The 22,602-nt window shown below is 64.1% G+C and carries 19 protein-coding genes; 8 read left to right on the top strand and 11 right to left on the bottom strand.

Translation table 11 applies throughout. From position 1 onward, the window contains the following. Window positions 1–96: 96 nt before the first annotated feature. The 7 genes from ACSQ3E_RS23135 to ACSQ3E_RS23105 form a co-directional block, all read right to left on the bottom strand. Window positions 97–900, bottom strand: coding sequence for an amino acid ABC transporter ATP-binding protein (locus ACSQ3E_RS23135; RefSeq protein WP_409014646.1), 804 nt, complete (start codon window positions 898–900; stop codon window positions 97–99). Beyond that, window positions 897–1,820 carry an amino acid ABC transporter permease gene (locus ACSQ3E_RS23130; RefSeq protein ID WP_310324360.1) on the bottom strand — a complete coding sequence of 308 codons (924 nt, stop codon included), beginning with the start codon at window positions 1,818–1,820 and terminating at the stop codon, window positions 897–899. Before ACSQ3E_RS23130 ends, ACSQ3E_RS23135 begins: the two co-directional genes overlap by 4 nt. A gap of 65 nt (window positions 1,821–1,885) precedes the next feature. Further along, entirely contained in the window at window positions 1,886–2,767 is an 882-nt protein-coding gene (locus ACSQ3E_RS23125) for an ABC transporter substrate-binding protein (RefSeq protein WP_436124463.1), read from the bottom strand. A 227-nt stretch (window positions 2,768–2,994) separates the two neighbouring features. Continuing rightward, complete coding sequence (locus ACSQ3E_RS23120) at window positions 2,995–3,810, bottom strand: ABC transporter permease (protein ID WP_436124462.1); 816 nt, start codon at window positions 3,808–3,810, stop codon at window positions 2,995–2,997. Further along, on the bottom strand, window positions 3,807–4,694 hold the full coding sequence (locus ACSQ3E_RS23115) for an ABC transporter permease (RefSeq protein ID WP_436124461.1): 888 nt from the start codon (window positions 4,692–4,694) through the stop codon (window positions 3,807–3,809). The genes ACSQ3E_RS23120 and ACSQ3E_RS23115 overlap by 4 nt, the downstream gene beginning before the upstream one ends. After that, window positions 4,691–5,785, bottom strand: a complete 1,095-nt coding sequence (locus tag ACSQ3E_RS23110; protein WP_436124460.1) for an ABC transporter ATP-binding protein — start codon at window positions 5,783–5,785, stop codon at window positions 4,691–4,693. The genes ACSQ3E_RS23115 and ACSQ3E_RS23110 overlap by 4 nt, the downstream gene beginning before the upstream one ends. A gap of 80 nt (window positions 5,786–5,865) precedes the next feature. Then, window positions 5,866–6,900, bottom strand: a complete 1,035-nt coding sequence (locus tag ACSQ3E_RS23105) for an ABC transporter substrate-binding protein (protein ID WP_310324346.1) — start codon at window positions 6,898–6,900, stop codon at window positions 5,866–5,868. A gap of 171 nt (window positions 6,901–7,071) precedes the next feature. Here ACSQ3E_RS23105 and ACSQ3E_RS23100 point away from each other — a divergent pair, with 171 nt between their 5' ends. Both ACSQ3E_RS23100 and ACSQ3E_RS23095 read left to right on the top strand, forming a co-directional pair. Beyond that, entirely contained in the window at window positions 7,072–7,830 is a 759-nt protein-coding gene (locus ACSQ3E_RS23100; protein ID WP_436124459.1) for a FadR/GntR family transcriptional regulator, read from the top strand. Beyond that, window positions 7,830–9,527, top strand: coding sequence for an AMP-binding protein (locus tag ACSQ3E_RS23095; RefSeq protein WP_436124458.1), 1,698 nt, complete (start codon window positions 7,830–7,832; stop codon window positions 9,525–9,527). Before ACSQ3E_RS23100 ends, ACSQ3E_RS23095 begins: the two co-directional genes overlap by 1 nt. A 204-nt stretch (window positions 9,528–9,731) precedes the next feature. Here the strand turns inward: ACSQ3E_RS23095 and ACSQ3E_RS23090 are convergent, their stop codons facing one another. The 4 genes from ACSQ3E_RS23090 to ACSQ3E_RS23075 form a co-directional block, all read right to left on the bottom strand. Next, the gene (locus ACSQ3E_RS23090; protein WP_436124457.1) at window positions 9,732–10,046 is read right to left on the bottom strand and encodes an EthD family reductase; all 315 of its coding nucleotides are present in this window, start codon (window positions 10,044–10,046) and stop codon (window positions 9,732–9,734) included. Window positions 10,047–10,257: 211 nt separating this feature from the next. Continuing rightward, entirely contained in the window at window positions 10,258–11,067 is an 810-nt protein-coding gene (locus ACSQ3E_RS23085) for an enoyl-CoA hydratase/isomerase family protein (protein WP_436124456.1), read from the bottom strand. A gap of 14 nt (window positions 11,068–11,081) precedes the next feature. Continuing rightward, window positions 11,082–12,074: an MDR family oxidoreductase gene (locus ACSQ3E_RS23080; RefSeq protein ID WP_436124455.1), complete on the bottom strand. Its 993-nt coding sequence runs from the start codon at window positions 12,072–12,074 to the stop codon at window positions 11,082–11,084. A 35-nt stretch (window positions 12,075–12,109) separates the two neighbouring features. Continuing rightward, on the bottom strand, window positions 12,110–12,859 hold the full coding sequence (locus ACSQ3E_RS23075; RefSeq protein WP_436124454.1) for a FadR/GntR family transcriptional regulator: 750 nt from the start codon (window positions 12,857–12,859) through the stop codon (window positions 12,110–12,112). Window positions 12,860–13,000: 141 nt separating this feature from the next. On the opposite strand from ACSQ3E_RS23075, the gene ACSQ3E_RS23070 reads away from it, so the two are divergent. From ACSQ3E_RS23070 to repC, 6 genes are all read left to right on the top strand, one after another. Next, window positions 13,001–14,404 (top strand): FAD-binding oxidoreductase, encoded by a 1,404-nt coding sequence (locus tag ACSQ3E_RS23070; RefSeq protein WP_436124453.1) that lies wholly within the window; start codon window positions 13,001–13,003, stop codon window positions 14,402–14,404. 8 nt (window positions 14,405–14,412) lie between these two features. Further along, window positions 14,413–17,898: an indolepyruvate ferredoxin oxidoreductase family protein gene (locus ACSQ3E_RS23065; protein WP_436124452.1), complete on the top strand. Its 3,486-nt coding sequence runs from the start codon at window positions 14,413–14,415 to the stop codon at window positions 17,896–17,898. A gap of 95 nt (window positions 17,899–17,993) precedes the next feature. Next, window positions 17,994–18,239 (top strand): WGR domain-containing protein, encoded by a 246-nt coding sequence (locus ACSQ3E_RS23060; protein ID WP_436124451.1) that lies wholly within the window; start codon window positions 17,994–17,996, stop codon window positions 18,237–18,239. 375 nt (window positions 18,240–18,614) lie between these two features. Then, window positions 18,615–19,808: a plasmid partitioning protein RepA gene (gene repA, locus ACSQ3E_RS23055; protein ID WP_310324328.1), complete on the top strand. Its 1,194-nt coding sequence runs from the start codon at window positions 18,615–18,617 to the stop codon at window positions 19,806–19,808. 11 nt (window positions 19,809–19,819) lie between these two features. Then, window positions 19,820–20,875: a plasmid partitioning protein RepB gene (gene repB, locus ACSQ3E_RS23050; RefSeq protein WP_436124450.1), complete on the top strand. Its 1,056-nt coding sequence runs from the start codon at window positions 19,820–19,822 to the stop codon at window positions 20,873–20,875. Window positions 20,876–21,132: 257 nt separating this feature from the next. Then, on the top strand, window positions 21,133–22,341 hold the full coding sequence (gene repC, locus ACSQ3E_RS23045; RefSeq protein WP_436124449.1) for a plasmid replication protein RepC: 1,209 nt from the start codon (window positions 21,133–21,135) through the stop codon (window positions 22,339–22,341). The last annotated feature ends 261 nt before the right edge of the window (window positions 22,342–22,602 follow it).

Below are 22,602 nucleotides of genomic sequence, written 5' to 3'. Positions count from 1 at the left end.
GACAAAAAAAGCGGCTTTCGAGCCGCTTTTTTTGTCAGTCTGGCCATCGGCTCGGCAATGTATGAGCGGCACGCATCTGGCCAGCCCCTGCGCTCTTCACAGCACGTGAGACAGGAATTCCCGTGTTCGCGTCGATTGCGGGTTGGCGATCATCTCGCGCGGTTCGCCGCGCTCTTCGACGACGCCGCGGTCCATGAAAATCAGTTGGTCGCCGACTTCGCGGGCAAAGCCGATCTCGTGGGTGACGACGACCATGGTCATGCCGCTCTCGGCCAGGTCGCGCATGACCACCAGCACCTCGCCGACGAGCTCCGGATCGAGTGCGGAGGTCGGTTCGTCGAACAACAGCACCTTGGGGTTCATCGCCAGCGCGCGCGCGATCGCGACGCGCTGCTGTTGTCCGCCGGAAAGCTGGCGCGGATAGGCGTCTGCCTTGGCCGACAGCCCGACGCGTTCGAGCAGCGCATGGGCTTTGTCCTTGGCTTCGGCCTTGGACATGCCCTTCACCATGATCGGCGCTTCGATCAAATTCTCAAGCGCAGTCATGTGCGAGAACAGGTTGAAGGACTGGAACACCATGCCGATGTCGGCACGGCGCTGGCACAAAAGCTTGTTGTTGACCTCGTAAAGCTTGCCATGGCGCAGGTCGTAGCCGACGAATTCGCCGTCGACCAGGAGCACGCCGCCGCTGACCTCTTCGAGATGGTTGATGCAGCGCAGGAAGGTGCTCTTGCCCGAACCCGACGGGCCAATGACACAGGCGACCGAGCCGGTCGGCACGTTGAGGTCGATGCCTTTCAGCACTTCGACTGCGCCGAATGATTTGCGCACGCCGCGCGCGAACACCATTGAATTGTCGGGAACGCCGAAGCGGGCCTGGTTTTCTGCTTTCGATGTCATGCTGGCTGTGCCACCCGTCCGAACCTGAAGGCGCGTTTCAACGTGTCGCCGAAGGACGCGCCCTGCTGCAGGTCGCTTCTGCCGTAATATTGCTCGATATAGTGCTGGCAGATCGACAGGATGGTGACGACGAACAGATACCAGAAAGCCACGACGATCAGCAGCGGGATGGTCTCGAAGGTGCGCGCATAGATGCTCTGCGCGGCATAGAGCAAATCGTTGACGGCGATGATGGTGACCAGCGATGTCGTCTTCAGAAGGTTGATCGTTTCGTTGCCGGTCGGCGGCACGATGAAGCGCATTGCCTGGGGCAGCGTGATGCGGCGCAGGATCAGCCGGTGGTTCATGCCAAGACTGCCGGCAGCCTCGGTTTGGCCTGAAGCCACCGAGTTAATGCCGGCGCGCACGATCTCGGCCATGTAGCCGGCTTCGTGCAGCGACAGCGCGATGACGGCCGCGACGAAGGGCGTCATGAAATCGTTGGTCTTGACCGTGAACAGCGTGCCGACAAAGGGCAGCGTCAGCGAGAACTCGCGCACCACCAGCGCCAGGTTGAACCAGAAGATCAACTGGATCAGCGCCGGTGCGCCGCGGAAGAACCAGATATAGGCGCTGGCAAAGGCGTTGAGGATACGGCTCGGCGACAGCCGCATAATGGCGACGATGGTGCCGATGATGATCGCCAGCACCATGATGGTGACGGTCAGCACCAGCGTCTGGCCGAGGCCGCGCATAATCGAGGGGTGGAACAGGTACTTGCCGACCGTCGGCCAGTCGAAGGCGGGATTGGTGGCCAGCGCCTTGAGGATCAGTCCGAGGATGGCCAGCGTGATCGCTGTGCCGACCCACAGGCCATAGTGGCGCAGCGGCACGACTGTCAGTGCCTCCGGCGGCGGCGTTTGCGTTTCGGCCCGGTCCATTCAGCCGCCCTCCCAGCAGTGCTGATGGCCGGCGAAGGTTCCATGTCCTTCGCCGGCCTTTCGTATTATTTGCGGATCTTGTCGGCGCTGTCGACGATATAGGCTTCGTCGATCATCGCGCTGGTCATGCCGTACTTGGCCATGATCGTCTTGTAGGTGCCGTTCTTGATCAGCTCGTTGACGCCGGCGGCCAGCATGTCGGCCGTTTCCTTGTCGCCCTTGGGGATGGCGATGCCGAGCGGTGCGACGTCGTAGAGGCCCGGAACGACCACCATCTGCCCCTTGCTGGTCACCTCGAAATAGCCCGATGCGGTGGCGTCGTCGAGGCGTGCGTCGATACGATCGGAGAGCGCGGCCTGGATGATGTCCTTACCCTCCGGGAAGATGCTCTTGGCGATCTCGGGCAGACTCTTTTCCTTGCACTCGGCGCTCAGCCGGTCGGCGATGAAGTCAGACACCGCGCCGCCGATGACGCCGACGCGCTTGCCGCAGAGATTGTTTTCGCCCTGGAACTGCGAGGCCTTGTCGGCGGTCGTGGACGCAACGATGCCCGATTTGATGAACATCACGAAATCGACCTGCTTCAGCCGTTCGTCGGTGGCGGCGAAGGTTTCCCACGCGACCTTGAAGCGGCCGGCGGCGAGGCCCGGCACCATCGAGGGGAAGGGAATGCGGGTGACTTCAAGCTCGGCGCCGAGCAGCTTGGCGGTTTCCTGGGCCAGCTCAATGTTGATGCCGACTTGCTTGCCGTTTTCGTCGATGAATTCGAACGGCGCGTATTCGAGGGTGTTGGCAATGATCAGCTTGCCGGTGTCCTTGACCTCGGCCGATTTCGGCAGTTCGGCGGCAGTCAGCGCGCCGGCAAAAGTCACCAGGGCGGTTGCAGCCGTTGCGGCCAACGTTGCGCCGCGCAGAAGCGAAAAATGATGCACTTTGTTCCTCCTCATGATGCTGAGATGGCCGGCGGCGGCTGCCCCTGGCTTCGTCCCCGTGACCGCCCTCCCCTCGATGGAGCGCGCTTCTTGCCGTCGGCTGTCACGTCAGAACCAAATTCTGATATTGAAATGTATTTTTATGGCCGCTGAATTGTCAAGCGAGCAGCCCCTGCCCTGTCACAGAAATCGCGCCGGCAGAACGGGCCCTCGATATCGCTTCGTGCTTCACCTGCCCACGATCAGAACCGGAGCGAACGCAGCCCGACCGTGCGGTCGATGATCAGGATCGCGGCAAAGGTCATGAAGATGCTGAGCGAGGCGATGGCCGCTGCGGTCGGATCGAAGTTGAACCGCAGGTAGTCGAACAGTTCGAGCGGCAGCGTGTTCTTGCCGAGCGACTTCAGCAAAAGCGAAATGTTGAAGATGTCGAAGGAGATGACGAAGGCAAACAGGCAGCCGGTGATGATGCCGGGCTTGATCGCCGGCAGCGTCACGCGCCGGAAGGTCATCCAGCCGCCGGCACCAAGGCTGCGCGCCGCCTCTTCCTGCGATCGGTCGAAGTTGAACAGCGCCGACGACACGTTGAGGAAGACATAGGGGAAGGTGACGACGATGTGGCCGACCTGGATGCCGATCGAATAGTCCGTACCGATCCGGATTTCGTAGAAATAGAACAGCAGCGCGATCGCCGTGAGTATCTCCGGCACCAGCAGCGGCGCGGTCATGATCAGGCGGATGTAGTCGCGGAAGGCGGTGGCGTGGCGGGCAACATAGATCGCCGCCAGCGTGCCGATCACGCCATTGACGACCGTCGATGTCGCGGCGATCTGGATCGAGTAGAGCGTGGCATCGAGGAAGCGCTTGTTGGAAAACAGCGCCTCGAACCAGCGCAGCGAAAAGCCCTCGAGCGGGAACGCCAGGAACTCGCCCGAGTTGAACGACAACAGCACGACCAGCACGATCGGGAACATCAGGAAGATGTAGATCGCCGTGACCACCGCGGTAAACAGGCGGTCCCAGGTGGTCTTTTCGACGCCGTTCGACGAACCTGTCATGGCAGCCTCCGCATCGCGCGCGCCGTGAGCCTGAGATAGAGCCCGACGAAGATCACCGCCACCGCCGCCATGATGATGGCCAGTGCCGCACCTGCCGGCCAGCGGAAGTTGTCGACGAGGTATTGCACCACCAGCACCGACATGGTGCGGCCGCCGGTGCCGCCAAGCATGGCGGGCGTGACATAGGCGCTGATCGACAGCACGAAAACCAGGATGGTGCCGGCCTGGATGCCGGGCATGCTGAGCGGCAACGTCACCTTCCAGAAGGTGCGCATGCGCGAGGCGCCGAGCGAGCGCGAGGCCATGGCCAGGTCGGGACTGATCGCCTGCAGATTGCCCAGCAGAGGCAGGATGATGAAGGGCAGGAACACGTGCGTCAGCGCGATGGTGACGCCGAGCGAATTGTTCATCAGCTGCAGCGGGAAGTCGATCAGGCCGGCCGCCTTGAGCGCCTGGTTGGCGACGCCGTTGTTGGACAGGATGATCATCCAGGCAAAGGTCCTGACGACCAGGCCGACCAGCAGCGGCGACAGCACGAAGATGTAGAGCAGGCTGGTCCAGCGCGAACGTGACTTCGCCAGATGGTAGGCGACGGGATAGCCGAGCAACAGCGAGATGACGGTTACGGTGGCACCGATCAGCAAGGTACGGCCGAGGATGCCCCATATGTAGAAATCGCCGAGTGCCGTCGTGTAGTGCGCCAACGTGAAGCCATCGCCATAGACGGCGCGGGTCGATGCCTCGCGCAGGCTCATGGTGATGATCGTCAGGTAAGGCAGCGCGAAGAAGCCGATCAGCAGCACCAGCGCCGGCACCACCATCCAGGTGGCGCTGCGGCTGTTGCCCCGGCTCTCCAGGCGTGGAGCCGCTTCGGTTGCACTCATGATGCCAGGACCCAGCTGTCGCGCGCGGCAAAGCGCAAGGCGACCTGTTCGCCTATGTCGAGCGGGTTGCGGCCACTGACGTCGACGATCACCCGATCGCCGCTGGCAAGCTTGACGGCCAGCTGGTTGGCGCTGCCCTGATAGACCGAGTTGACCACCGAGCCGGCAAGCACGTTTTCGTCGGCGCCTGCCTTCCCTTCCGATGTCGGGCGGCCTGCTCCCTCTCTCCGCGTATCGATATTCTCCGGCCGGATCATGATCTTGACCTCGGCCCCCTTGGCGAGCCCAGCCGGGCCGGTCGTGCCGATACTGCCGCAAGGCGTGTCGACCTTGTAGCTGTCCGGGCCGAGTGCTTCGGCGATCTTGCCGGAGATGGTGTTGGAACGTCCGATGAAGCCGGCGACCGATTGCGAGGCAGGCCGCTCATAGATCTCGCGCGGCGAGCCGAATTGCGAGATCGCGCCGGCGCTCATCACCACGATCTTGTCCGACATCACCATCGCCTCGGCCTGGTCGTGGGTGACATAGATGCTGGTGATGCCGACGCGCTGCTGCAAGTCGCGGATGAAGAAGCGCATCTCGTCGCGCAAGGTGGCGTCGAGATTGGCCAGCGGCTCGTCGAGCAAAAGCACGGACGGTTCGATGACCAGTGCGCGGGCCAGAGCCACGCGCTGCTGCTGGCCGCCGGAAAGCTCGCGCGGGTAGCGCTTGTCGTAACCTTCGAGCCGTACCATGGCGAGCACGTCGGCGATGCGCCGCTGGCGATCGGGCACGGAAACCTTGCGGACCTCGAGGCCGAAGCTCAGATTCTCGGCCACAGTCATGTGTGGAAAAAGCGCGTAGGACTGGAACACCATGCCGATGTCGCGCTGTTCCGGCAAAGCGCGTGTCACGTCGCGATTGCCGAACAGGATGCGTCCGTCGTCGGGCCGTTCGAAGCCGGCGATACAGCGCAAGGTCGTTGTCTTGCCGCAGCCGCTGGGGCCAAGCAGCGAGACGAACTCACCCTGGGCTATCGGGATCGAAATATCCTTCAGGATGTGCAGGTTGCCATACCGCTTGTTGATACGGTCGATGGTCAGTGCGGTCATCCGGTGTCCTCGCGGGGTTCACGGCCGGGAGGTGGGGGCAACCCTCCCGGCCTTCACGTCGATGCGATCGCGGGGTGGCTTTACGCCATCTCCCGGTTCCAGCGGTCGGCAATGTCTGCCGCCTTGTCGACGTAGCTGTCCCAGTCATAGCTCTTGATCTCGGTCATGCGCGGGCCGACGATCGGGGTGCGTGCCTTCATCGCGTCGTCGACTGAGGACTCGCTGTTGCTCGGCGAGGTGTAGAAGGCCTTGGCCATGTCCTGCTGGACCTTGGCGTCGAGGATGTAGTTCAGATAGGCGTGCGCGGCGTCCTTCTCTGCACCGGTGGCGACCAGGTTGAACGACTGCTCGAAGGCGAGCACCCCTTCCTTGGGGGCGACGATGGCAACCGGCGCACCCTTGTCCTGCAGCGTCATGATCTCGGTCCAGTCGACAGGCGCGATGATGGCATCGCCGCGGATCAGTGCCGTTGCCACCTCGCCACTCCATGAAGCCTGCGTGAAGGGCAGCAGCTCCTTGATCTTGGCGAATGCGGTGTCGAAATCGTCCGGCCCGCTGCCAAACAGCTCGGCGACAAGCCGCAGGAACAGGACGGCACCGGTGTTGCCGATCTGGTAGAGGCCGGTCTTGCCCTTGAACTCCGGGTTATCCCAGAGGTCGTGCCAGGAGGTGGGTGCTGTCTTTACCAGGTCGGTGCGATAGGCCAGCCCGATCGGCGAGACGATGGCGCGGATGCCCTTGGCGTCCTTGTTGACGAATTGCGGGAAGGTCTTCGCCGCATTCGGCACCTTGGTGAGGTCGAAGGGCTCGAAGAAGCCTTCGGCGCGCAGCACGGCGGCGATGTTTTCGTTGCCCATGAAGATGCTGTAGGGCGAGCGACCTCCGCCGGCGCGGATCTTGGCGACGAAATCCTTGCCGAGCCCGACGTCGAGCTGCGGCTGGATGCCGGTGGCGGTGGTCAGCCCGGGCAAGAGCTTCTCTTCCCAGAACTTGGCCCACAGACCGCCATAGGTCGGAACGACCAGCGGCGATTGCGCCGTGGCGAGCCGTGGCAGGGTCATCGAGGCAATAGCCGTCGTCATACCGACGGCGAATTCACGCCTTGTCAGCTTCATCGGAAATTATCTCCCATGTTCCCACTGAAGTTCTTATTGTGGCTTGCGTCGCGGGTCGAAAGCGCAGCCCTGTTGGATCGAAGGCTTGCATTTTCCGGCCAGGCGGTCAACAATTTAGATATTGTTATATTGAAATAATAAAAAGCGGCCAACGAGGGAGAGCATACGGGCATGGAGGACGCCAAGCAGGCAGTCCAGGCGACCAAGAGCCTGGCACATCAGATCGCGACGTCGCTGCAGCAGGAGATCGTGCAGGGCACGCTCAGCGTCGAGGCGCGGCTGCCGTCCGAAGCCGAGATCGCGCAGCGCTTCGGCGTCTCGCAGCCGACGGTACGCGAGGCGCTCAAGATTCTCGCGGCGAAGAAGCTGGTGCGTTCGAAGCGCGGCCCCAATGGCGGTGTCTTCGTCAATGCGCCGTCGCTGACCGCGGCCAGCCAGATGCTGCAGGAGATGACGACCTGGTTCGTCGGGCTCGGTGTGTTCGGGCTCAGCGAGATCGTCGAGGCGCGGCTGTTGCTCGGACGCACCTGCGTCCAGCTCGCGGCCGAGCGCGCCACAACTGACGATCTTGAAACGATCGAGGCGACGCTTGAGGCTTTCGAGCGCGACGACATTTCCGACGAGGAATTTTGCCGGCTTGACGTCGCCTTCCACCACGCCATCGCGCAGGCCACCGGCAACAACGAGTTGCGCTTCATCATGCTTGTCGTCAACGACTCGCTGATCCCGGCAACCAACATGATCTCGTTCCGCTTCCGCGAACGCGGCCGTGTCGTGTCGCTACACGCCGATATCCTCGAGGCGCTGCGCGCCCGCGACGCCTCGGCTGCCACGGCGGCCTTCGAGGAACTCATCGCCTACCAGTCCAGCGTCTACGAAAAGGCGCTGTCGGCGCGCCAGGGTGATGGCGCCCAGCGGCAGGAAGCCTGATGGGCCAGCTCGTGGCGCCGGGGCAGAAGCTGGTCGAAGAGCAGCTTGCCGACGGGCGCCGCGTCTACCGTAGCTCGATCCCCCTGCCCGGCGAACTGCCCGATATTCTGGAGCGTCTCGCCAAATGGGCGAAGGACCAGCCCGACAAGGTACTGCTATCAGAGCCACGGGAAGACACCAGGCGGTCGATCAGCTATGACGAGGCACTTGTCCGAGCGCGTGCCATGCGAGTGCTGCTGGCGAGCCGCTATGGCCTGCGTAAGGGCGATTGCGTGGCGACATTGGCTCCGGCCGGCATCGACGCGCTGGTGCTTAAGCTCGCCTGCCTCTGCGGCGGCTTCGTCCATGCGGCGTTGCCCCACTTCCCTTTCCGCGACGGCGTCGAAAACGAAGCAACAAGGTCGTTTCTCGAAAACGCCAAACCCCGGCTGATCGTGGCGCCTTCAGGCCATCCGGCCATCCAGGGCATGAATGCCGTTTCGCTCGATGATCTCGCGCGCGACAGCACTGACGTAACCGCGCCGGGAGCGGACGAACCCGCCTCACCCGACGATTGGGCCGCGATCTTCTTCACCTCCGGCAGCACGGGTGCGCCGAAGGGCGTGCCGATCACGCGTGGCATGATCTCGTCCAACCAGGCCGCCATCGCCGCGATGTGGCCGTTCGTCGCCGAAACGCCACCCGTGCTCGTCGACTGGCTGCCATGGCACCACGTCTTCGGCGGCCTCGACAACCTCTTCAAGGTGATCTGGAACGGCGGCGCGATGCATGTCGACGCCGCACCCGGCCCCTCGACCATCGAGGCAACCGCAAGGCTCATGGCCGAGGTTGGCCCCACCATGCACATCGCCGTGCCGCTCGGGCTGAAGCTCCTGCTCGACAGGCTGGAAAATGATGACGCCGCCGCTGGCGCGCTGACCAGGAAACTGCGCGCCATCTTCTTTGCCGGCGCCGGCATCGATGTCGAACTGTGGCGCCGTCTAGCTGCGTTCCGCGACAGCCATGGCGATTTCCAGATCCTGTCGGGCTATGGCGCGACGGAGGCTGCCTCGACGATCACGTTGTCGCCGGCGCCGCTGGAGCGTCCGGGCGAACTCGGTCATCCCCTGCCCGGCCACAGCGTGGCGCTTGTCGACGTCGATGGCCGCAGCGAGCTGCGCGTTTCTGGTCCCAACATCGCGCCGTGCTATTTGATCGAAGGTCGAAAGGTCGAGCTGCCGATGGACGATCACGGCTTCTACCGCACCGGCGATGCTGCCTTGCTGCGCCAGCGCTCCGATGGCGTTGCCGTGTTCGGCTTCGATGGCCGCCTCGCCGAGGACTTCAAGCTGTCGAGCGGGGTCAAGGTGCGCACTGGGCCGCTGCGCGCCGGCCTTCTGGCGCAATGCGCCCCGCTCGCCGACGACATCGTCATTTCGGGAGAGAACCGCGACCGTCTCGTGGCGCTGGTGTTTCCGTCGGCGACGGGCAAGGCATGTCCCAACGAAATCGGTGCGCGCATCGCCGGCTGGAATGCCGCCAATCCATCGGGATCTACGGCGATTGCCCGCTTCGATCTTGCCACTGCGCCGGCGGACCGCGGCAAGGGCGAGCTGTCGGACAAGGGGCAGATCGTCCAGTCGCGCTATCTGCGCAATCACGCCGAACTGTTCGAGGCACTGCAGGCAGGCGGCGGTCAGACACCTTTGGGCGGCTAACGCCTCACGAGCCTAGGTCACCGACTCATAAGCGCGTCCAGATTTGGCTGAAGCGAGTTTGACGAGAGCAAGGTAGTCTTCGCTTCGACGGTAACTGCACGTTCCCGATCGTCCACCGGTTCGGCACCGGCTACGTCACCATGGATCAGATGGGCCAGCACGACGCCGATCCGGAACGTTCAACGTTACGCCTATGCCGAAGCCCTACCCTTCAACGACTTCGCTGATCTGCACGATGGGGGCGATGTCCGTATAGTTGGCGACATCAGCTGCGATCTCGGCGCGGTGGGGAGCCAACGCCTCCTGGAATGTCGCCAGGTCAGGCGAGTAGACGTGGCAGGCCGCGACGAACTCCGGCGCGCTTCCAGCTTCGCGACCCGCTAGGCCCTTATCGACCTCGTAGCGCAGGCAGGCATCGCCGAGCCGTTCCTGGATCAGTGGCATATGGCGGGTGCGGTAGTAGTCGTGATCGAACTTCGAACCGCCATCGGTCCTGTAGTAGACACTCATCTTGATCATGGTCGGGCTCCTGCCTGCCTCCTCCGAGCGTTCGCCGGGCCTTTCTAGCTCGCCGACTGGTAACGCGCATCCCGATTTGGTTGAGCCAGTTTGGCGAGAGCATGGTGGTTTGCGCTGTGCTTTTCGAAGCGGGTGGCGACGGCCAGGAAGTGCTTGAGTTTGCAAAAGAAGTTTTCGACGCCCGCCTTGCGCCAGTTTACGAGTGCGCCACCTAGTCCAGGTCGCGGAACGGCTTCTCGCGGATGTCGAGAAATTCCTTCAGCGAATGGTCCTTGAGCAGCCGCATCCAGTAGCGTCCCTCTTCCGAGGCATGCAGGATCGCAGTCGTCTCGCGATTGTAGGTCCAGGAGCTGTCGAGACCTGCCGTCTGCTGCTGGTGGTTGAGCGCTGCCTTGGCGAACTTGATCGCAGCACCCGGCATGCGGGCGCATTTGCGTGCCAGCTTCTCGGCTTCCGCCTTAAGCTGATCGCGCGGAACCGCCTTGTTGACGAGATGGATGCGCGCCGCCTCGCGGCCATCGATCAGGTCGCCGGTGTACATCAGGTGGCGGGCGTGGATCATCGGCACTGTCCACGGCAGCATCAGCGTGGGCGGCGCCGAGACATGGCGCACTTCCGGCTCGCCCAGCATCGCGTCCTCGGCGGCGATCGTCATGTCGCAGCACATCATCAGTTCCAGCCCGCCGGCCAGGCAATAGCCGTTGACGGCGGCAATGATTGGGATCGGCGCCTCACGGATGAGCTTCATGCGGCGCATGTTGGCGCCGATGTCCTCGCGCCAGGCTTCCGCGTCCATCTCGAAGTCCTCGCCGCCGAGGTCGAAGCCGGCGGTGAAAGCACGCCCGGCGCCGGTGATGACGACGGCGCGGATCTCGGGATCCTTGACCGCCCGCACGATCGCCGCCTCGAGCGCGTCACCGAGCTCCTGGTTCATGGCGTTCATCTTGTCGGGGCGGTTGAGCGTTAGGGTGACGAACGCGTCCTCGGCGTCCTTTTCCCAGATGACGACGTCAGTGCTCATGGTCTCCCCTCCCCTCAGGCGATTTCGATGACGACGCGGCCGCGAACCTGGCCGGCGACGATGCGCTTGGCGAGGTCGGGCAGTTCGCTCATCTTGTGGGTCTCGGTCATCGCCGCAAGCTTGGTGCGGTCTAGATGGTCGGCGAGCGTGCGCCAGGCCCGCTCCCGCTTCGCAAGCGGCGCGAAAACGGAATCGACGCCGATCAGCGTCACGCTGCGCAGGATGTGCGGCATCACGGTGCCCGGCAGGTCGTGGCCGCCGGCCAGTCCGCAGGCAGCGACTGCACCGCCATAAACAGTCTGCGCCAGCGCATTGGCAAGCGTCGTCGAGCCGACGCTATCGACCGCACCGCTCCAGCGCTCCTTCTGCAGCGGCCTGACCTCGCCTGCGAGCTCGGCGCGGTCGAGGAAGGCAGTCGCGCCCAGCGAGCGGAGATAGTCGTGCGTCTCGGCGCGGCCGGTCGAGGCGACGACGGCATAGCCCTTGGAGGACAGCAGGCTGACGGCAGTCGAGCCGACGCCGCCGGCGGCACCCGTCACCAGCACTTCGCCCTTGCCGGGCTGTATCTTGCCCCAGTCTTCAAGCGCATCGACGCACAGCGCTGCGGTGTAGCCAGCCGTGCCGATCGCCATCGCCTGTTCCATGGTAAAGGCATCAGGCAGGCGGATCAGCCATTCCGGCTTCAGCCGCTGGAAGCGCGTGTAGGCGCCCCACTCCGTCTCGGACATGCCCCAGCCATTGGCCACGACCTTGTCGCCTACCTTCCATGCCGGCGAGCGCGACTCAACGACGGTGCCAGCGATGTCGATGCCCGCGACCATCGGCAGGCGGCGCGCGATGCGGCCCTTGCCCGATATGGCGAGGCCATCCTTGTAATTGAGGCTCGAATAGGCGACCTCGACCAGCACGTCGTTGTCTGGCAGGTCGGCTTTGGTAATCTCGCGGAAGCCGGCGCGCGGCTTGCCGTCGACATCTTCCAGCATCAACGCCGTAAAAGTCTCGCTCATGAAAGTCTCCAGGAAGTCATGGGGTAATCTCCGGCTCAGCCGCGCTTGGCCTCGCGTTCGGCGCGCCGCGTCAGGCTGAGCGCGTAACTGTCGCGAACATAGGCCAGCAGCTCCGCCAGCACGGCGGTGGCGTCTGTCGCGTTTCTCGCCTCGATGGCGCCGGCCAATCTCTCGTGGAAATCGGCAACGGTGCTGCGTTCGCGCACATGCGAGACGATCATGTTGGTGATTGGCATGAACGCCTCGACCACCGTGTACATCATCAGGCTGAGCGGGCCGTTGCCTGCCGCCTGCACCACGGCACGATGGAAGCGCACGTCGGAAGCGCAAAAATCCTCGTCGCTGAGCAGCTTGGAACGCTGCAGCGCGATTTCCGCGCGCATCGCGGCAAGGTCGGCGTCACTGCGCCGCTCGCAGGCAAGCCGACAGCAGATTGCTTCTGTTTCCAGCCGCGCGCTGATGATCTCGTCGATGTCGAAGGCACCGACGCCGACAAGCAACGTCGCGGCCCCTGTGATCGCCGATGACAGGCCCTCCGGATCGGGGCGGCTGACGAAGGTGCCGCCGGTCGGCCCGCGCTGCGAGCGGATAAGATTCTGCGCGGCAAGCCGCTTCAGTGCCTCGCGCACCGTCGGGCGCGATATGCCGAAACTCTTGGCGAGATCTTCTTCGGTCGGCAGGCGCTCGTCGATCTGCAGGCGACCGTCGAGAATGGCCGCGCGAATCTTGTCGGCGACCTGCCGGGCAACGCCGGTGCGCACCACGTCCTGATATTCGATCGGCATTCGCCCTCCGTCGGTGCTGCCTGGTCGGCCGCCTCCGTTTCGATATGAGATAAACAATATAGGTTTGACAAATATTGCAAGCGAAATAAGCTTGGCCGAGACAGCGCCCGGACATGGCTTCCTCCGGGCCATCCAGGCGCCATGACACCCAAGAGCGATCAGGTTCTCTCCATCCTCCAGGCGCGGCTCGACAAGGCCGCGATCCTGGCGGGCGACGCAATCGATCCACGCTACAGCGACGATCTCTCAGGCGAACCGGGTGCCCGGCCGGAGCTGGTGCTGCGGCCACGCAGCACCAGTGAGGTCGCCGAAATCCTGAAGGTCTGCAACGACGCGCGGCTGCCACTGGTCGTCCAGGGCGGCCGCACCGGACTGTCGGGCGGGGCGAGGGTGCTGGCAGGCGAGGCGGGACTGTCGCTCGAGCGCATGACCACCTTGCAGGAGGTCGAGCCGACGGCGGGAACCATCGTCGCCGACGCCGGCGTGCCTTTGCAGCTCGTGCAGGAGAAGGCGGACGCTGCGGGTCTCGTCTTCGGCGTCGACATTGGCGCGCGCGGCACCGCCACCATCGGCGGCAACATCGCCACCAATGCCGGCGGTATCCGCGTGCTGCGTTATGGCAGCTTCCGCGCCCAGGTGCTGGGCCTGGAGGCCGTGCTCGCTGATGGCAGCGTGCTGTCGTCGCTCAAGGGGCTCGCCAAGGACAATTCCGGCTACGACCTCAGCCAGCTTTTCATCGGCAGCGAAGGCACGCTCGGCGTGGTCACCCGCGCCTGCCTCAGGCTTCACCCAAGGCCGGTGACCCAGTCCGCGGCCTTCTGCTCCTTGCCCTCGCTCGACGCGGCCTTTGGCCTGCTCAAGTTCTTGCGCGCTCGCCTCGGCAACCTGCTGTCCGGCTTCGAGGTCATCCTCGCGCCGCTGATGGGCGACATGGTCGCAGCGCTCGGGTTCACCGCGCCTGTCGCCTTGTCGTCGCCGGTCTACGTGCTGGCCGATATCCAGGGCATGACACCTGGGGCCGATGAGGAGGCCTTCATAGAAACACTGTCGCAGGCAATCGAGGACGGGCTGGTTGAGGACGTCGTGGTCTCGCAGTCCGAGCGTGAGTTCCATGCGCTGTGGACGCTGCGCGACGACGTCAACCGCTTCCTCTTCGCCGAAGAGGCGATGCTTAGCCTCGATGTCAGCCTGCCGCTGCCTGAGATAGGCACCTTCCTCGACATGGCGCGCGCGGCCCAGGGTCGCGCCGACCCAGCGGCGCAGGATTATGTCTTCGGCCATCTCGGCGACGGTAACCTGCATTACGTCGTGCGCACTGACAGGCCTGACGATGTCGCCAGCGTAGTGTTCGAGTGCGTCGCGAAATGCGGCGGCTCGATCTCGGCCGAGCACGGCATCGGCCTCGACAAGAAGGCCTATCTGCATCTGGCGCGCACGCCTTCCGAATTGGCGGCGATGCGTCGCCTGAAGGTCGCGTTCGACCCCAACAACATCCTCAATCCGGGCCGCATCTTCGACATGCCCCCTGCCCTGCCCAACGTCTGAGTGCCGCAATGACAGCTGTGACTTCTCCTGAAAATGGCGCCCGCCCGGTCGACATGCCCTCGGCGCTCGACGAACGCTACACGCTCGAACGCGGCCGCATCCTGGTTTCGGGCACGCAGGCGCTGGTCCGCCTGCCAATGGTCCAGCGCCAGCGCGATCTCGCCGCCGGGCTCAACACCGCCGGTTACGTCTCCGGCTATCGCGGCTCTCCCTTAGCCGGCTTCGATCGCGAGATGGGCAGCGCCAAGAAATATCTCAAGGCCAGCCACATCGTTTTTCAGCCCGGCCTCAACGAGGACATGGCGGCGACCGCCGTGTGGGGCACGCAGCAGACCGGCATGTTCCCCGGCGCGCGCTACGATGGCGTGTTTTCGATGTGGTACGGCAAGGGCCCGGGCGTCGACCGCACCATGGATGTCATCCGCCACGCCAATGCCGTCGGCACCAGCAAGCATGGCGGCGTGCTGCTGCTCGTCGGCGACGACCATGGCGCTGTGTCCTCCACCCTGCCCCACCAGAGCGAGCACAATCTGATTTCGGCCATGGTGCCGTTGCTGTCGCCGGCCGGCGTAGGTGAGTACATCGACTACGGCCTGCTCGGCTGGGCGATGAGCCGCTATTCCGGCGCCTGGGTTGGCTTCAAATGCCAAACCGAGATCGTCGAATGCTCAGCGACCGTCGACCTCGATCCGACGCGCCTTGAGATCGTCACGCCCGACCTTCCCCTCCCCGCCGACGGCCTGTCGATGCGCTGGCCCGACGGCCAGCAGGCGATGGAGCGGCGGCTCGAGACCAAGCTCGCTGCGGTGCTCGCTTTTGCCCGTGCCAATCGCCTCGACCGCCAGGTCTGGCCCTCCCCTGCCGCCCGGCTCGGCATCGTGTCGACTGGCAAGTCCTGGCTCGACCTCAAGGGCGCGCTGTCATTGCTTGGCATCGACGAGGCGCGCGCGGCCGAGCTCGGCATCCGCCTCTACAAGGTCGGCATGGTCTGGCCGCTGGAGCCGGAAGGCCTGCGCGAGTTCGCCAACGGGCTGGAGCAGATCCTCGTCGTCGAGGAGAAGCGCCCGGTCATCGAAGAGCAGATCAAGTCGCAGCTGTTCAACCTGCCCGGCGACCGCCGGCCACAGGTGTTCGGCAAAACCGGGCCGGACGGCTCCCCTCTCCTGCCCTCTATCGGCGAGATCGGCGCGCTGTCGGTGGCGCGTGCCATCCTGCAATGGCTGGGTACAACCGACGCTGGCCTCGTGGCGCGTGCCGTACAGCTGTCAACTGTTGGAGCCCCCTCCCCTGCCGAGCCGGGCCTGCTCAACCGCGAACCCTATTTCTGCTCTGGCTGTCCGCATTCGACCTCGACGGTTTTGCCCAAGGGCAGTCGCGCCTCCACAGGCATCGGCTGCCACATGATGGTGATCGGCATGGAGCGCGACACCTCGACTTTCACCCAGATGGGTGGCGAAGGCGGGTCGTGGATCGGCCTGTCGCCTTTCACCGACGAGAAGCACATCTTCGTCAACATGGGCGACGGCACCTATTTTCATTCCGGCCTGCTGGCCATTCGCGCCGGTATCGCCGCCAAGGTCAACGCCACCTACAAGATCCTCTACAATGACGCCGTCGCCATGACCGGCGGCCAGCGCCATGACGGCGAATTGTCGGTGCCGTCGATCGTCGGCCAGGTGCTCGCCGAGGGCGCCAGGCAGGTCGTCGTCGTTTCCGAGCGGCCTGAGCTTCTGGCCGGCCTGTTGCCGCGCTCGGTCAATGTGCGTCATCGCGACGAACTCGACGAAGTGCAGCGCGAGCTGCGCGAAGTCGAAGGCGTCACGGTGCTGGTCTATGATCAGGTCTGCGCTGCCGAGAAGCGCCGCCGCCGCAAGCGCGGCACCTATCCCGTCTCGCCCAAGCGCGCCTTCATCAACGAACTGGTCTGCGAAGGCTGCGGCGATTGCTCGGCGGTCTCCAATTGCATCTCCATTGAGCCGCGCGAAACCGAGTTCGGCCGCAAGCGCGCTATCAACCAGTCGAGCTGCAACACCGACCTCAGCTGCACCAAGGGCTTTTGCCCGAGCTTCGTCACCATCGAAGGCGGGCGCCTGCGTAAGCCGCGCGCCAAGGCCGCGGGCGGTGTCGACGCCGACCTGGCAGAACCCAGCCTGCCCAGGTTGGGCAACGAGCCCTACAGCGTGCTGCTTACCGGCATCGGCGGCACCGGTGTCATCACCGTCAGTGCGATCCTGTCCCAGGCCGCCCATCTCGACGGCCTGTCGCTGGTCACGCTCGACCAGACGGGCTTGGCACAGAAAAACGGTGCCGTCGTATCGCACATCCGCCTGGCGCGACAGGCGGAGATGCTCAACGCCGCCCGCATTGGCCCCGGCGAGGCCGATCTTGTCCTCGGCTTCGATCTCGTGGTCGCTGCCTCGCAGAACGCCATCGCCACCTTCGGCAAGGGCCGCACCAAGGCCGTGGTCGATGACCACTTCGCCCCGACCGCTTCCTTCGTCAAGGACACCACCATCGACTTCCGCGAGGGCGCCACGCTGCGCCGGCTGCGCAACGCCGGCGGCGAGGGGGCACTTGCCACGCTGCCTGCCATGAAGCTCGCAACCGCTCTGTTTGGCGACGCGATTGCCGCCAACATGTTCCTGCTCGGCCATGCCTGGCAGAAGGGCCTTGTGCCGATCGGCCGTGAGGCGATCGAAAAGGCCATCGACCTCAACGGCGCCGGCGTGGCCATGAACCGCGCCGCCTTTGCCTGGGGCCGGCGCTCGGCCGAAGACATGGACTTCGTCAGCCGGCAGGCTGGGACGGCACCCGTTTCGACCCCCGAGGCTAGGTTGCTTGATGAAATCGTCACGCGACGCGTGGCATTCCTTACCGGATACCAGAACGCCCAATATGCCGAGCGCTATCGTGCACTTGTCGACAAAGCACGGGAGGCCGAGGCGAGGGTGGCTCCGGGGCAGGAAGCGTTCTCTACGGCTGTTGCCAGGGCTGCTTTCAGGCTGATGGCCTACAAGGACGAGTACGAGGTGGCGCGGCTGCATCGCGATCCGGTCTTCCGGCAAAAGCTCGCCGAGCAGTTCGAAGGCGACTTCAAACTCCAGTACAATCTGGCGCCGCCGATGCTGACCCGCACCGACCCACGCACTGGCCACCCCGCCAAGATCGCTATCGGCAGCCGCTGGATCGAGCCGGCCTTTGCCATGCTGGCCCGCCTCAAGGGCCTGCGCGGCACCCGCTTCGATCCGTTCGGCCGAACAGCCGAGCGCAAGTTGGAACGCAAGCTGGTCGCCGACTACTTCACGCTCGTCGAGGAACTCGGCGTCCGGCTGTCGGCTTCGAACCTGACGGCGGCTACCGAACTTGCCGGCCTGGCCGAGACCGTGCGCGGCTATGGCCATGTCAAGCTGGCGGCCGTGGAGCGTTACGAAAAGCGCAAGTCGGAACTACTCGCGGCTTTTGCCCAGGCTGCGTCTGTGGGGCAGGCGGCCTGACGGGGGCGGTCCCATCAATGCCCTGAATCGACGACGGCTGATCGATTCAGGAGTTTCATTGGACGGTGGAATCGCAGCGCGCGATTCTGCCGTTCATGCAAAAGCCGAGCCCCATCCTGCATCTCCAGCGTCGTGATCCGAGCCGAAACATGGCGCGGTTCTATTGTCTGTCAGTCGAAGGCTCGCTGTTCGGCGACGCGGTGCTGGTGCGGGAATGGGGCCGCATCGGCACGCTGGGCAGGCGGCGTCTCGATCTCTTCGCCAGCGCTGCCCAAGCGCAGGAGGCTTTGCGCCTATTGGCGGCTTCCAAGGTCCAGCGCGGCTACAGCTCCGTCGGTTGACAGCTGTCAACGGCCGGATGTCGGAACCGAAACGGTCCCCGAGAGGTGCCATTTCGGTTCCGTCACAATGGTTAATTTCCGTTAACTATAAACAAGTTGACTCGACTCGCCCTCTCCAGCACCCTTGTTACGGTAATTGGTCGTAATTCGACACGTCCAGCGTAACCGCTTCAGCAAACCGTTATCCACGCTCCGGCACGTTAAAATGTGCGAAGGCGTAACCCGGATTCGGATTCTGCAGCGAATCGGCGCATAAATCTTAACGAAGCCTGACCGCGCGTCGCTCATGCGTGCGCTGAATGGCGAGAGGGGACTAAAGACTTGGTTGGGGCAGTTCAAGCACGGGCGGAAAACGCGAGCGAAGAGGCCGAGGTCATGGCGACTGATCGTGCTATTGCGCGGGACGCCGAGATGTTGTCGGCACAATTGCAGGCGATGCGCGACCGGCTGTTTTCGCCGACCTCGAAGAAGGCCCTGCGCAAGTTCTCAAGTGGAGAAGCAGCGCGCCTGATCGGCGTTACCGATGGCTATCTGCGCCAGCTCTCCATCGCAGGTGAAGGGCCTCAGCCCGAGACCGGGGCAGGGGGGCGTCGCTACTACGCGCTCGACGACATCAATGGCTTGCGCCGGCATCTCGCCGAGCAGAACCCGACCAAGGCGCGTCATTATCTTCCGCGCCGCGACGCCGGGCGTGGCGAGCACCTGCAGGTGATCGCCGTAACCAACTTCAAGGGTGGCTCGGGCAAGACCACCACCAGCACCCATCTTGCCCAGCACCTGGCGCTTGCCGGCTATCGCGTGCTGGCCATCGATCTCGATCCGCAAGCGTCGATGTCGGCTTTGTTCGGATATCAGCCCGAACTCGACCTCAATGGCAACGACACACTCTATGGCGCGATCCGCTATGACGAGGAGCGTCGGCCGCTCGCCGATATCATCCGCCGCACCTATTTCGACGGGCTCGACTTCGTGCCCGGAAATCTCGAACTGCAGGAGTTCGAGCACACGACACCGCAGATGCTGGCGGCGCGTCAGGCCGGCGACAACAAGGCGATGTTTTTCGCCCGCGTGCAGGAAGCGCTGCTGACGGTGGCGGACAACTACGACGTCGTCGTCATGGACTGCCCGCCGCAGCTGGGCTTCCTGACCCTGTCTGCGCTGTGCGCGGCAACCTCGGTGCTGGTGACCATTCACCCGCAGATGCTCGACGTCGCCTCGATGAGCCAGTTCCTGTTCATGACCGCCGATCTTCTGTCGGTCGTGCGCGAGGCTGGCGGCGAGCTGAACTTCGATTTCATGCGCTACCTGATCACACGCTATGAGCCCAATGACGGGCCGCAGACGCAGATCGTCGGCTTCCTGCGCTCGCTGTTTGGCGATCGCGTGCTGACGGCACCATTGGTCAAGTCGACCGCCTTCTCGGATGCTGGCCTGACCAAGCAGACGCTTTACGAAGTGTCGCGCGAGAGCTTCAGCCGCGCCACCTATGACCGCGCCATGGAGTCGTTGACAGCTGTCAACGGCGAGATCGAAGGCCTGATGCTCAAGGCTTGGAACCGGGCGGCGTGAGGGAGGCTGGCATGGCATTGAACCGAAAGGACCAGCTCAAGGCGTTGTTCGGCACGGTCGAACCGGCGCCGGCACCCGCAACGCCGCTTGAAAAGGCACCCGAGACGAAATCGGCTGAGCCGGATGCCACGCGTCAGCGCAGCGCTTCCGGCGCCGTTAAGGCCATGGGCCTGTCGCTTGGCGGCTTGTCCAAGGAAATCGAGGAGGCGCGCAAGCTCAAGGAAAGCTTCGATGCCGCCGAACGTATCAATCAGGTGGATGCATCCCTGATCGAGGCGTCGTTTGTTGCCGATCGGCTCGACCATGGTGCGCAGGATCCGGATTTCGACGCGCTGGTTTCCAGCATCGAGACGTCGGGCCAGCAGGTTCCCGTTCTGCTCAGGCCGCACCCCGACAAGCCGGGACGTTACCAGACGGCCTATGGTCACCGCCGCGTGCGCGCCGCAGGCAAGCTCGGCGTTCCTGTGCTGGCCATCGTCCGGCCGCTCTCTGATGTCGAATTGGTGCTTGCCCAGGGCAAGGAAAACAGCGAGCGGCGCGATCTCTCCTTCATCGAGCGGGCGCTGTTTGCACACGAGCTGATTGCTCGCGGCTTCGAACGCGGCATCGTCCAGGATGCGCTGTCGCTGCACAAGGCAGAGATGACGCGCTTCCTGCAGGTTGCCGATGCGGTGCCTGAGCAGGTGGTGCGTGCGATCGGTGCGGCCCCCAAGATCGGCCGGCCGCGCTGGATGGCGCTCGCCGAGCTGCTGAAGAGCGAGGCGGCCCGCGTCAAGGCCGACGACGAGATCACCAGCCAGCGCTTCCGTGCGGCAACGAGCGACGAGCGCTTCAACCTGTTGTTCACACGCCTGCAGCGCAAGACGCAGCCAATCGCTGGCGCCGCGCGCGAAATTCGCGACGGCAAGGGCAGGGCGGTGGCGAATCTGATCGTTACCAAGGGCAAGGCCAGGGTCGATTTCCTGGAAAAGGTCGCCGACGGGTTCGAGGATTTTCTCGGCGACGAACTGCCCAGGCTTTTGGAGAGGTTCGAACAGGAGCGCGGCCGCTCGGTCGGGCAAGGCTAGTTTTGTCCACAGCCAGCGGCATGGGCGCCTGCTTCACCGCAGCGTCACCCGCGGATGGTGGAGCGTAAAGCGTAGGTCCAATGCGTAGAGGATCGGAAAAAGAAGGATAACCGGCAAGAAAAAGGCCCCCGAAACGTCGCCATTCCGGAAGCCCTCATCAATGTAGCAATTGTGAGAGAATCATTTCCGGACCGACTTGTCAACCACTGGACGCGTTCCGGAATGCCTTCGGCTTGCCTCGACTGAGGTGAACGAGGATGACTGAGCATATCTCGACGACGCCCTTTGGGCGGCGGTCGCTGTCGCTTGCCATGATGGCAGGTCAGATGGCGGCCGACAGCTGCGCGCCTGGCGCCAGCTCCAACAAATGGCAGGTGTTCCGCGCCGTCTGCGAGGCCAAACAATTGCTTGGTGCCAGTGATCGCGCCCTTGCCGTTCTCAACGCGCTGCTGAGCTTCCATCCCGACACGGATCTCGTGGAAGGGGAGGGGCTTGTGGTGTTTCCATCCAACGCCCAGCTGGCGCTGAGAGCGCATGGCATGGCGCCGGCGACGCTGAGGCGGCACCTGTCGGTGCTGGTCGATTGCGGCCTGGTGGTGCGCCGCGACAGCCCCAATGGCAAGCGCTACGCCCGCAAAGGCTTTGATGGTGCGATCGAGCAGGCCTTTGGCTTCGACCTGACACCGCTTCTGGCCCGTGCCGAAGAGTTTGAGCGCATGGCCGAGGCTGTGAGAGCCGAACGGCGGGCGCTGCTGCTCGTTCGCGAGCGCATCACCATCCTGCGCCGTGACATCGCCAAGATGATCGCCTTCGGCCTCGAGGAGGGCATTGCGGCCGATTGGCAGCGCCTGCACCTCAGCTATCGCGAGATCGTGGTGGCCATTCCACGCACGGCAAGCCGGCTCGAGCTCGAACCGATCGCCTCAGAACTCGCAATGCTTGCCCAGGAGGTACGCAAGGCGCTGGAAAGTCACGTAAAAACTGAAGAAACAAGCGCCAATGAGTCTCATTTCGAGCGCCACATACAGAATTCAAACACACATCCTCATGAACTTGAACCCGGCCTCGAAAAAGGCCCAGGGACGGCCGCCGCAGTAAAACTTGAGACGAAGAGCCAGCCACCAACGGGTTATCCGCTTGGCATGGTGCTGCGCGCTTGCCCCGACATAGCCGATTACGCACGAAACGGCATTTCGGGCTGGGCGGACCTGGTGGAGACGGCAAATCTGGTGCGCGGCGCCCTCGGCGTCAGTCCCGATGCGTGGAACCAGGCCTGCGAGGCCATGGGGGCGGTGGATGCCGCGATCATGGTGGCGGCGATGCTGCAGAAGGGCGAGGCGATTTCCAGCCCTGGCGGCTATCTGCGCAGCCTGACAGCGAAAGCACGCGCCGGTGAATTCTCGATCGGGCCGGTGCTGATGGCGCTGCTGCGCGGCAGGGGAGGGGCCCAGGCCAAGGCCGGATGATTGGAACGGGCAATGCTCGCTGGCGCTGATTGGGGTCGGGGGATTGAAAAATGCTGTGCCAACCAGTCAGTGAAAGGCGGCGCGGAGACAGCCAGAACCCAAGCTGAGTCACAATTCCTGCGCGGGCCTTCAAGCCGATCGGTATCGCCACCGGCAGGGGCCTGGATTTGCGGCGCGACGTGGATGATATGGCCGCAATTGCGTGCCGACGTGCCTCCAACCGTTGCGCGACGGCTTGGCAAGGCAGGGGGATGGCGGCTG

The organism is Aminobacter sp. LjRoot7, from assembly GCF_964252895.1.
Lineage (GTDB): Bacteria > Pseudomonadota > Alphaproteobacteria > Rhizobiales > Rhizobiaceae > Aminobacter > Aminobacter aminovorans_B.
This window is presented reverse-complemented; position numbering and strand designations above follow the sequence as displayed.

Excerpts from the sequence above, each read along its gene's own strand:
- ACSQ3E_RS23135 (WP_409014646.1), bottom strand. The coding sequence starts at position 900 with ATGACATCGAAAGCAGAAAACCAGGCCCGCTTCGGCGTTCCCGACAAT.
- ACSQ3E_RS23130 (WP_310324360.1), bottom strand. The coding sequence starts at position 1,820 with ATGGACCGGGCCGAAACGCAAACGCCGCCGCCGGAGGCACTGACAGTC.
- ACSQ3E_RS23125 (WP_436124463.1), bottom strand. The coding sequence starts at position 2,767 with ATGAGGAGGAACAAAGTGCATCATTTTTCGCTTCTGCGCGGCGCAACG.
- ACSQ3E_RS23120 (WP_436124462.1), bottom strand. The coding sequence starts at position 3,810 with ATGACAGGTTCGTCGAACGGCGTCGAAAAGACCACCTGGGACCGCCTG.
- ACSQ3E_RS23115 (WP_436124461.1), bottom strand. The coding sequence starts at position 4,694 with ATGAGTGCAACCGAAGCGGCTCCACGCCTGGAGAGCCGGGGCAACAGC.
- ACSQ3E_RS23110 (WP_436124460.1), bottom strand. The coding sequence starts at position 5,785 with ATGACCGCACTGACCATCGACCGTATCAACAAGCGGTATGGCAACCTG.
- ACSQ3E_RS23105 (WP_310324346.1), bottom strand. The coding sequence starts at position 6,900 with ATGAAGCTGACAAGGCGTGAATTCGCCGTCGGTATGACGACGGCTATT.
- ACSQ3E_RS23100 (WP_436124459.1), top strand. The coding sequence starts at position 7,072 with ATGGAGGACGCCAAGCAGGCAGTCCAGGCGACCAAGAGCCTGGCACAT.
- ACSQ3E_RS23095 (WP_436124458.1), top strand. The coding sequence starts at position 7,830 with ATGGGCCAGCTCGTGGCGCCGGGGCAGAAGCTGGTCGAAGAGCAGCTT.
- ACSQ3E_RS23090 (WP_436124457.1), bottom strand. The coding sequence starts at position 10,046 with ATGATCAAGATGAGTGTCTACTACAGGACCGATGGCGGTTCGAAGTTC.
- ACSQ3E_RS23085 (WP_436124456.1), bottom strand. The coding sequence starts at position 11,067 with ATGAGCACTGACGTCGTCATCTGGGAAAAGGACGCCGAGGACGCGTTC.
- ACSQ3E_RS23080 (WP_436124455.1), bottom strand. The coding sequence starts at position 12,074 with ATGAGCGAGACTTTTACGGCGTTGATGCTGGAAGATGTCGACGGCAAG.
- ACSQ3E_RS23075 (WP_436124454.1), bottom strand. The coding sequence starts at position 12,859 with ATGCCGATCGAATATCAGGACGTGGTGCGCACCGGCGTTGCCCGGCAG.
- ACSQ3E_RS23070 (WP_436124453.1), top strand. The coding sequence starts at position 13,001 with ATGACACCCAAGAGCGATCAGGTTCTCTCCATCCTCCAGGCGCGGCTC.
- ACSQ3E_RS23065 (WP_436124452.1), top strand. The coding sequence starts at position 14,413 with ATGACAGCTGTGACTTCTCCTGAAAATGGCGCCCGCCCGGTCGACATG.
- ACSQ3E_RS23060 (WP_436124451.1), top strand. The coding sequence starts at position 17,994 with ATGCAAAAGCCGAGCCCCATCCTGCATCTCCAGCGTCGTGATCCGAGC.
- repA (WP_310324328.1), top strand. The coding sequence starts at position 18,615 with ATGGCGACTGATCGTGCTATTGCGCGGGACGCCGAGATGTTGTCGGCA.
- repB (WP_436124450.1), top strand. The coding sequence starts at position 19,820 with ATGGCATTGAACCGAAAGGACCAGCTCAAGGCGTTGTTCGGCACGGTC.
- repC (WP_436124449.1), top strand. The coding sequence starts at position 21,133 with ATGACTGAGCATATCTCGACGACGCCCTTTGGGCGGCGGTCGCTGTCG.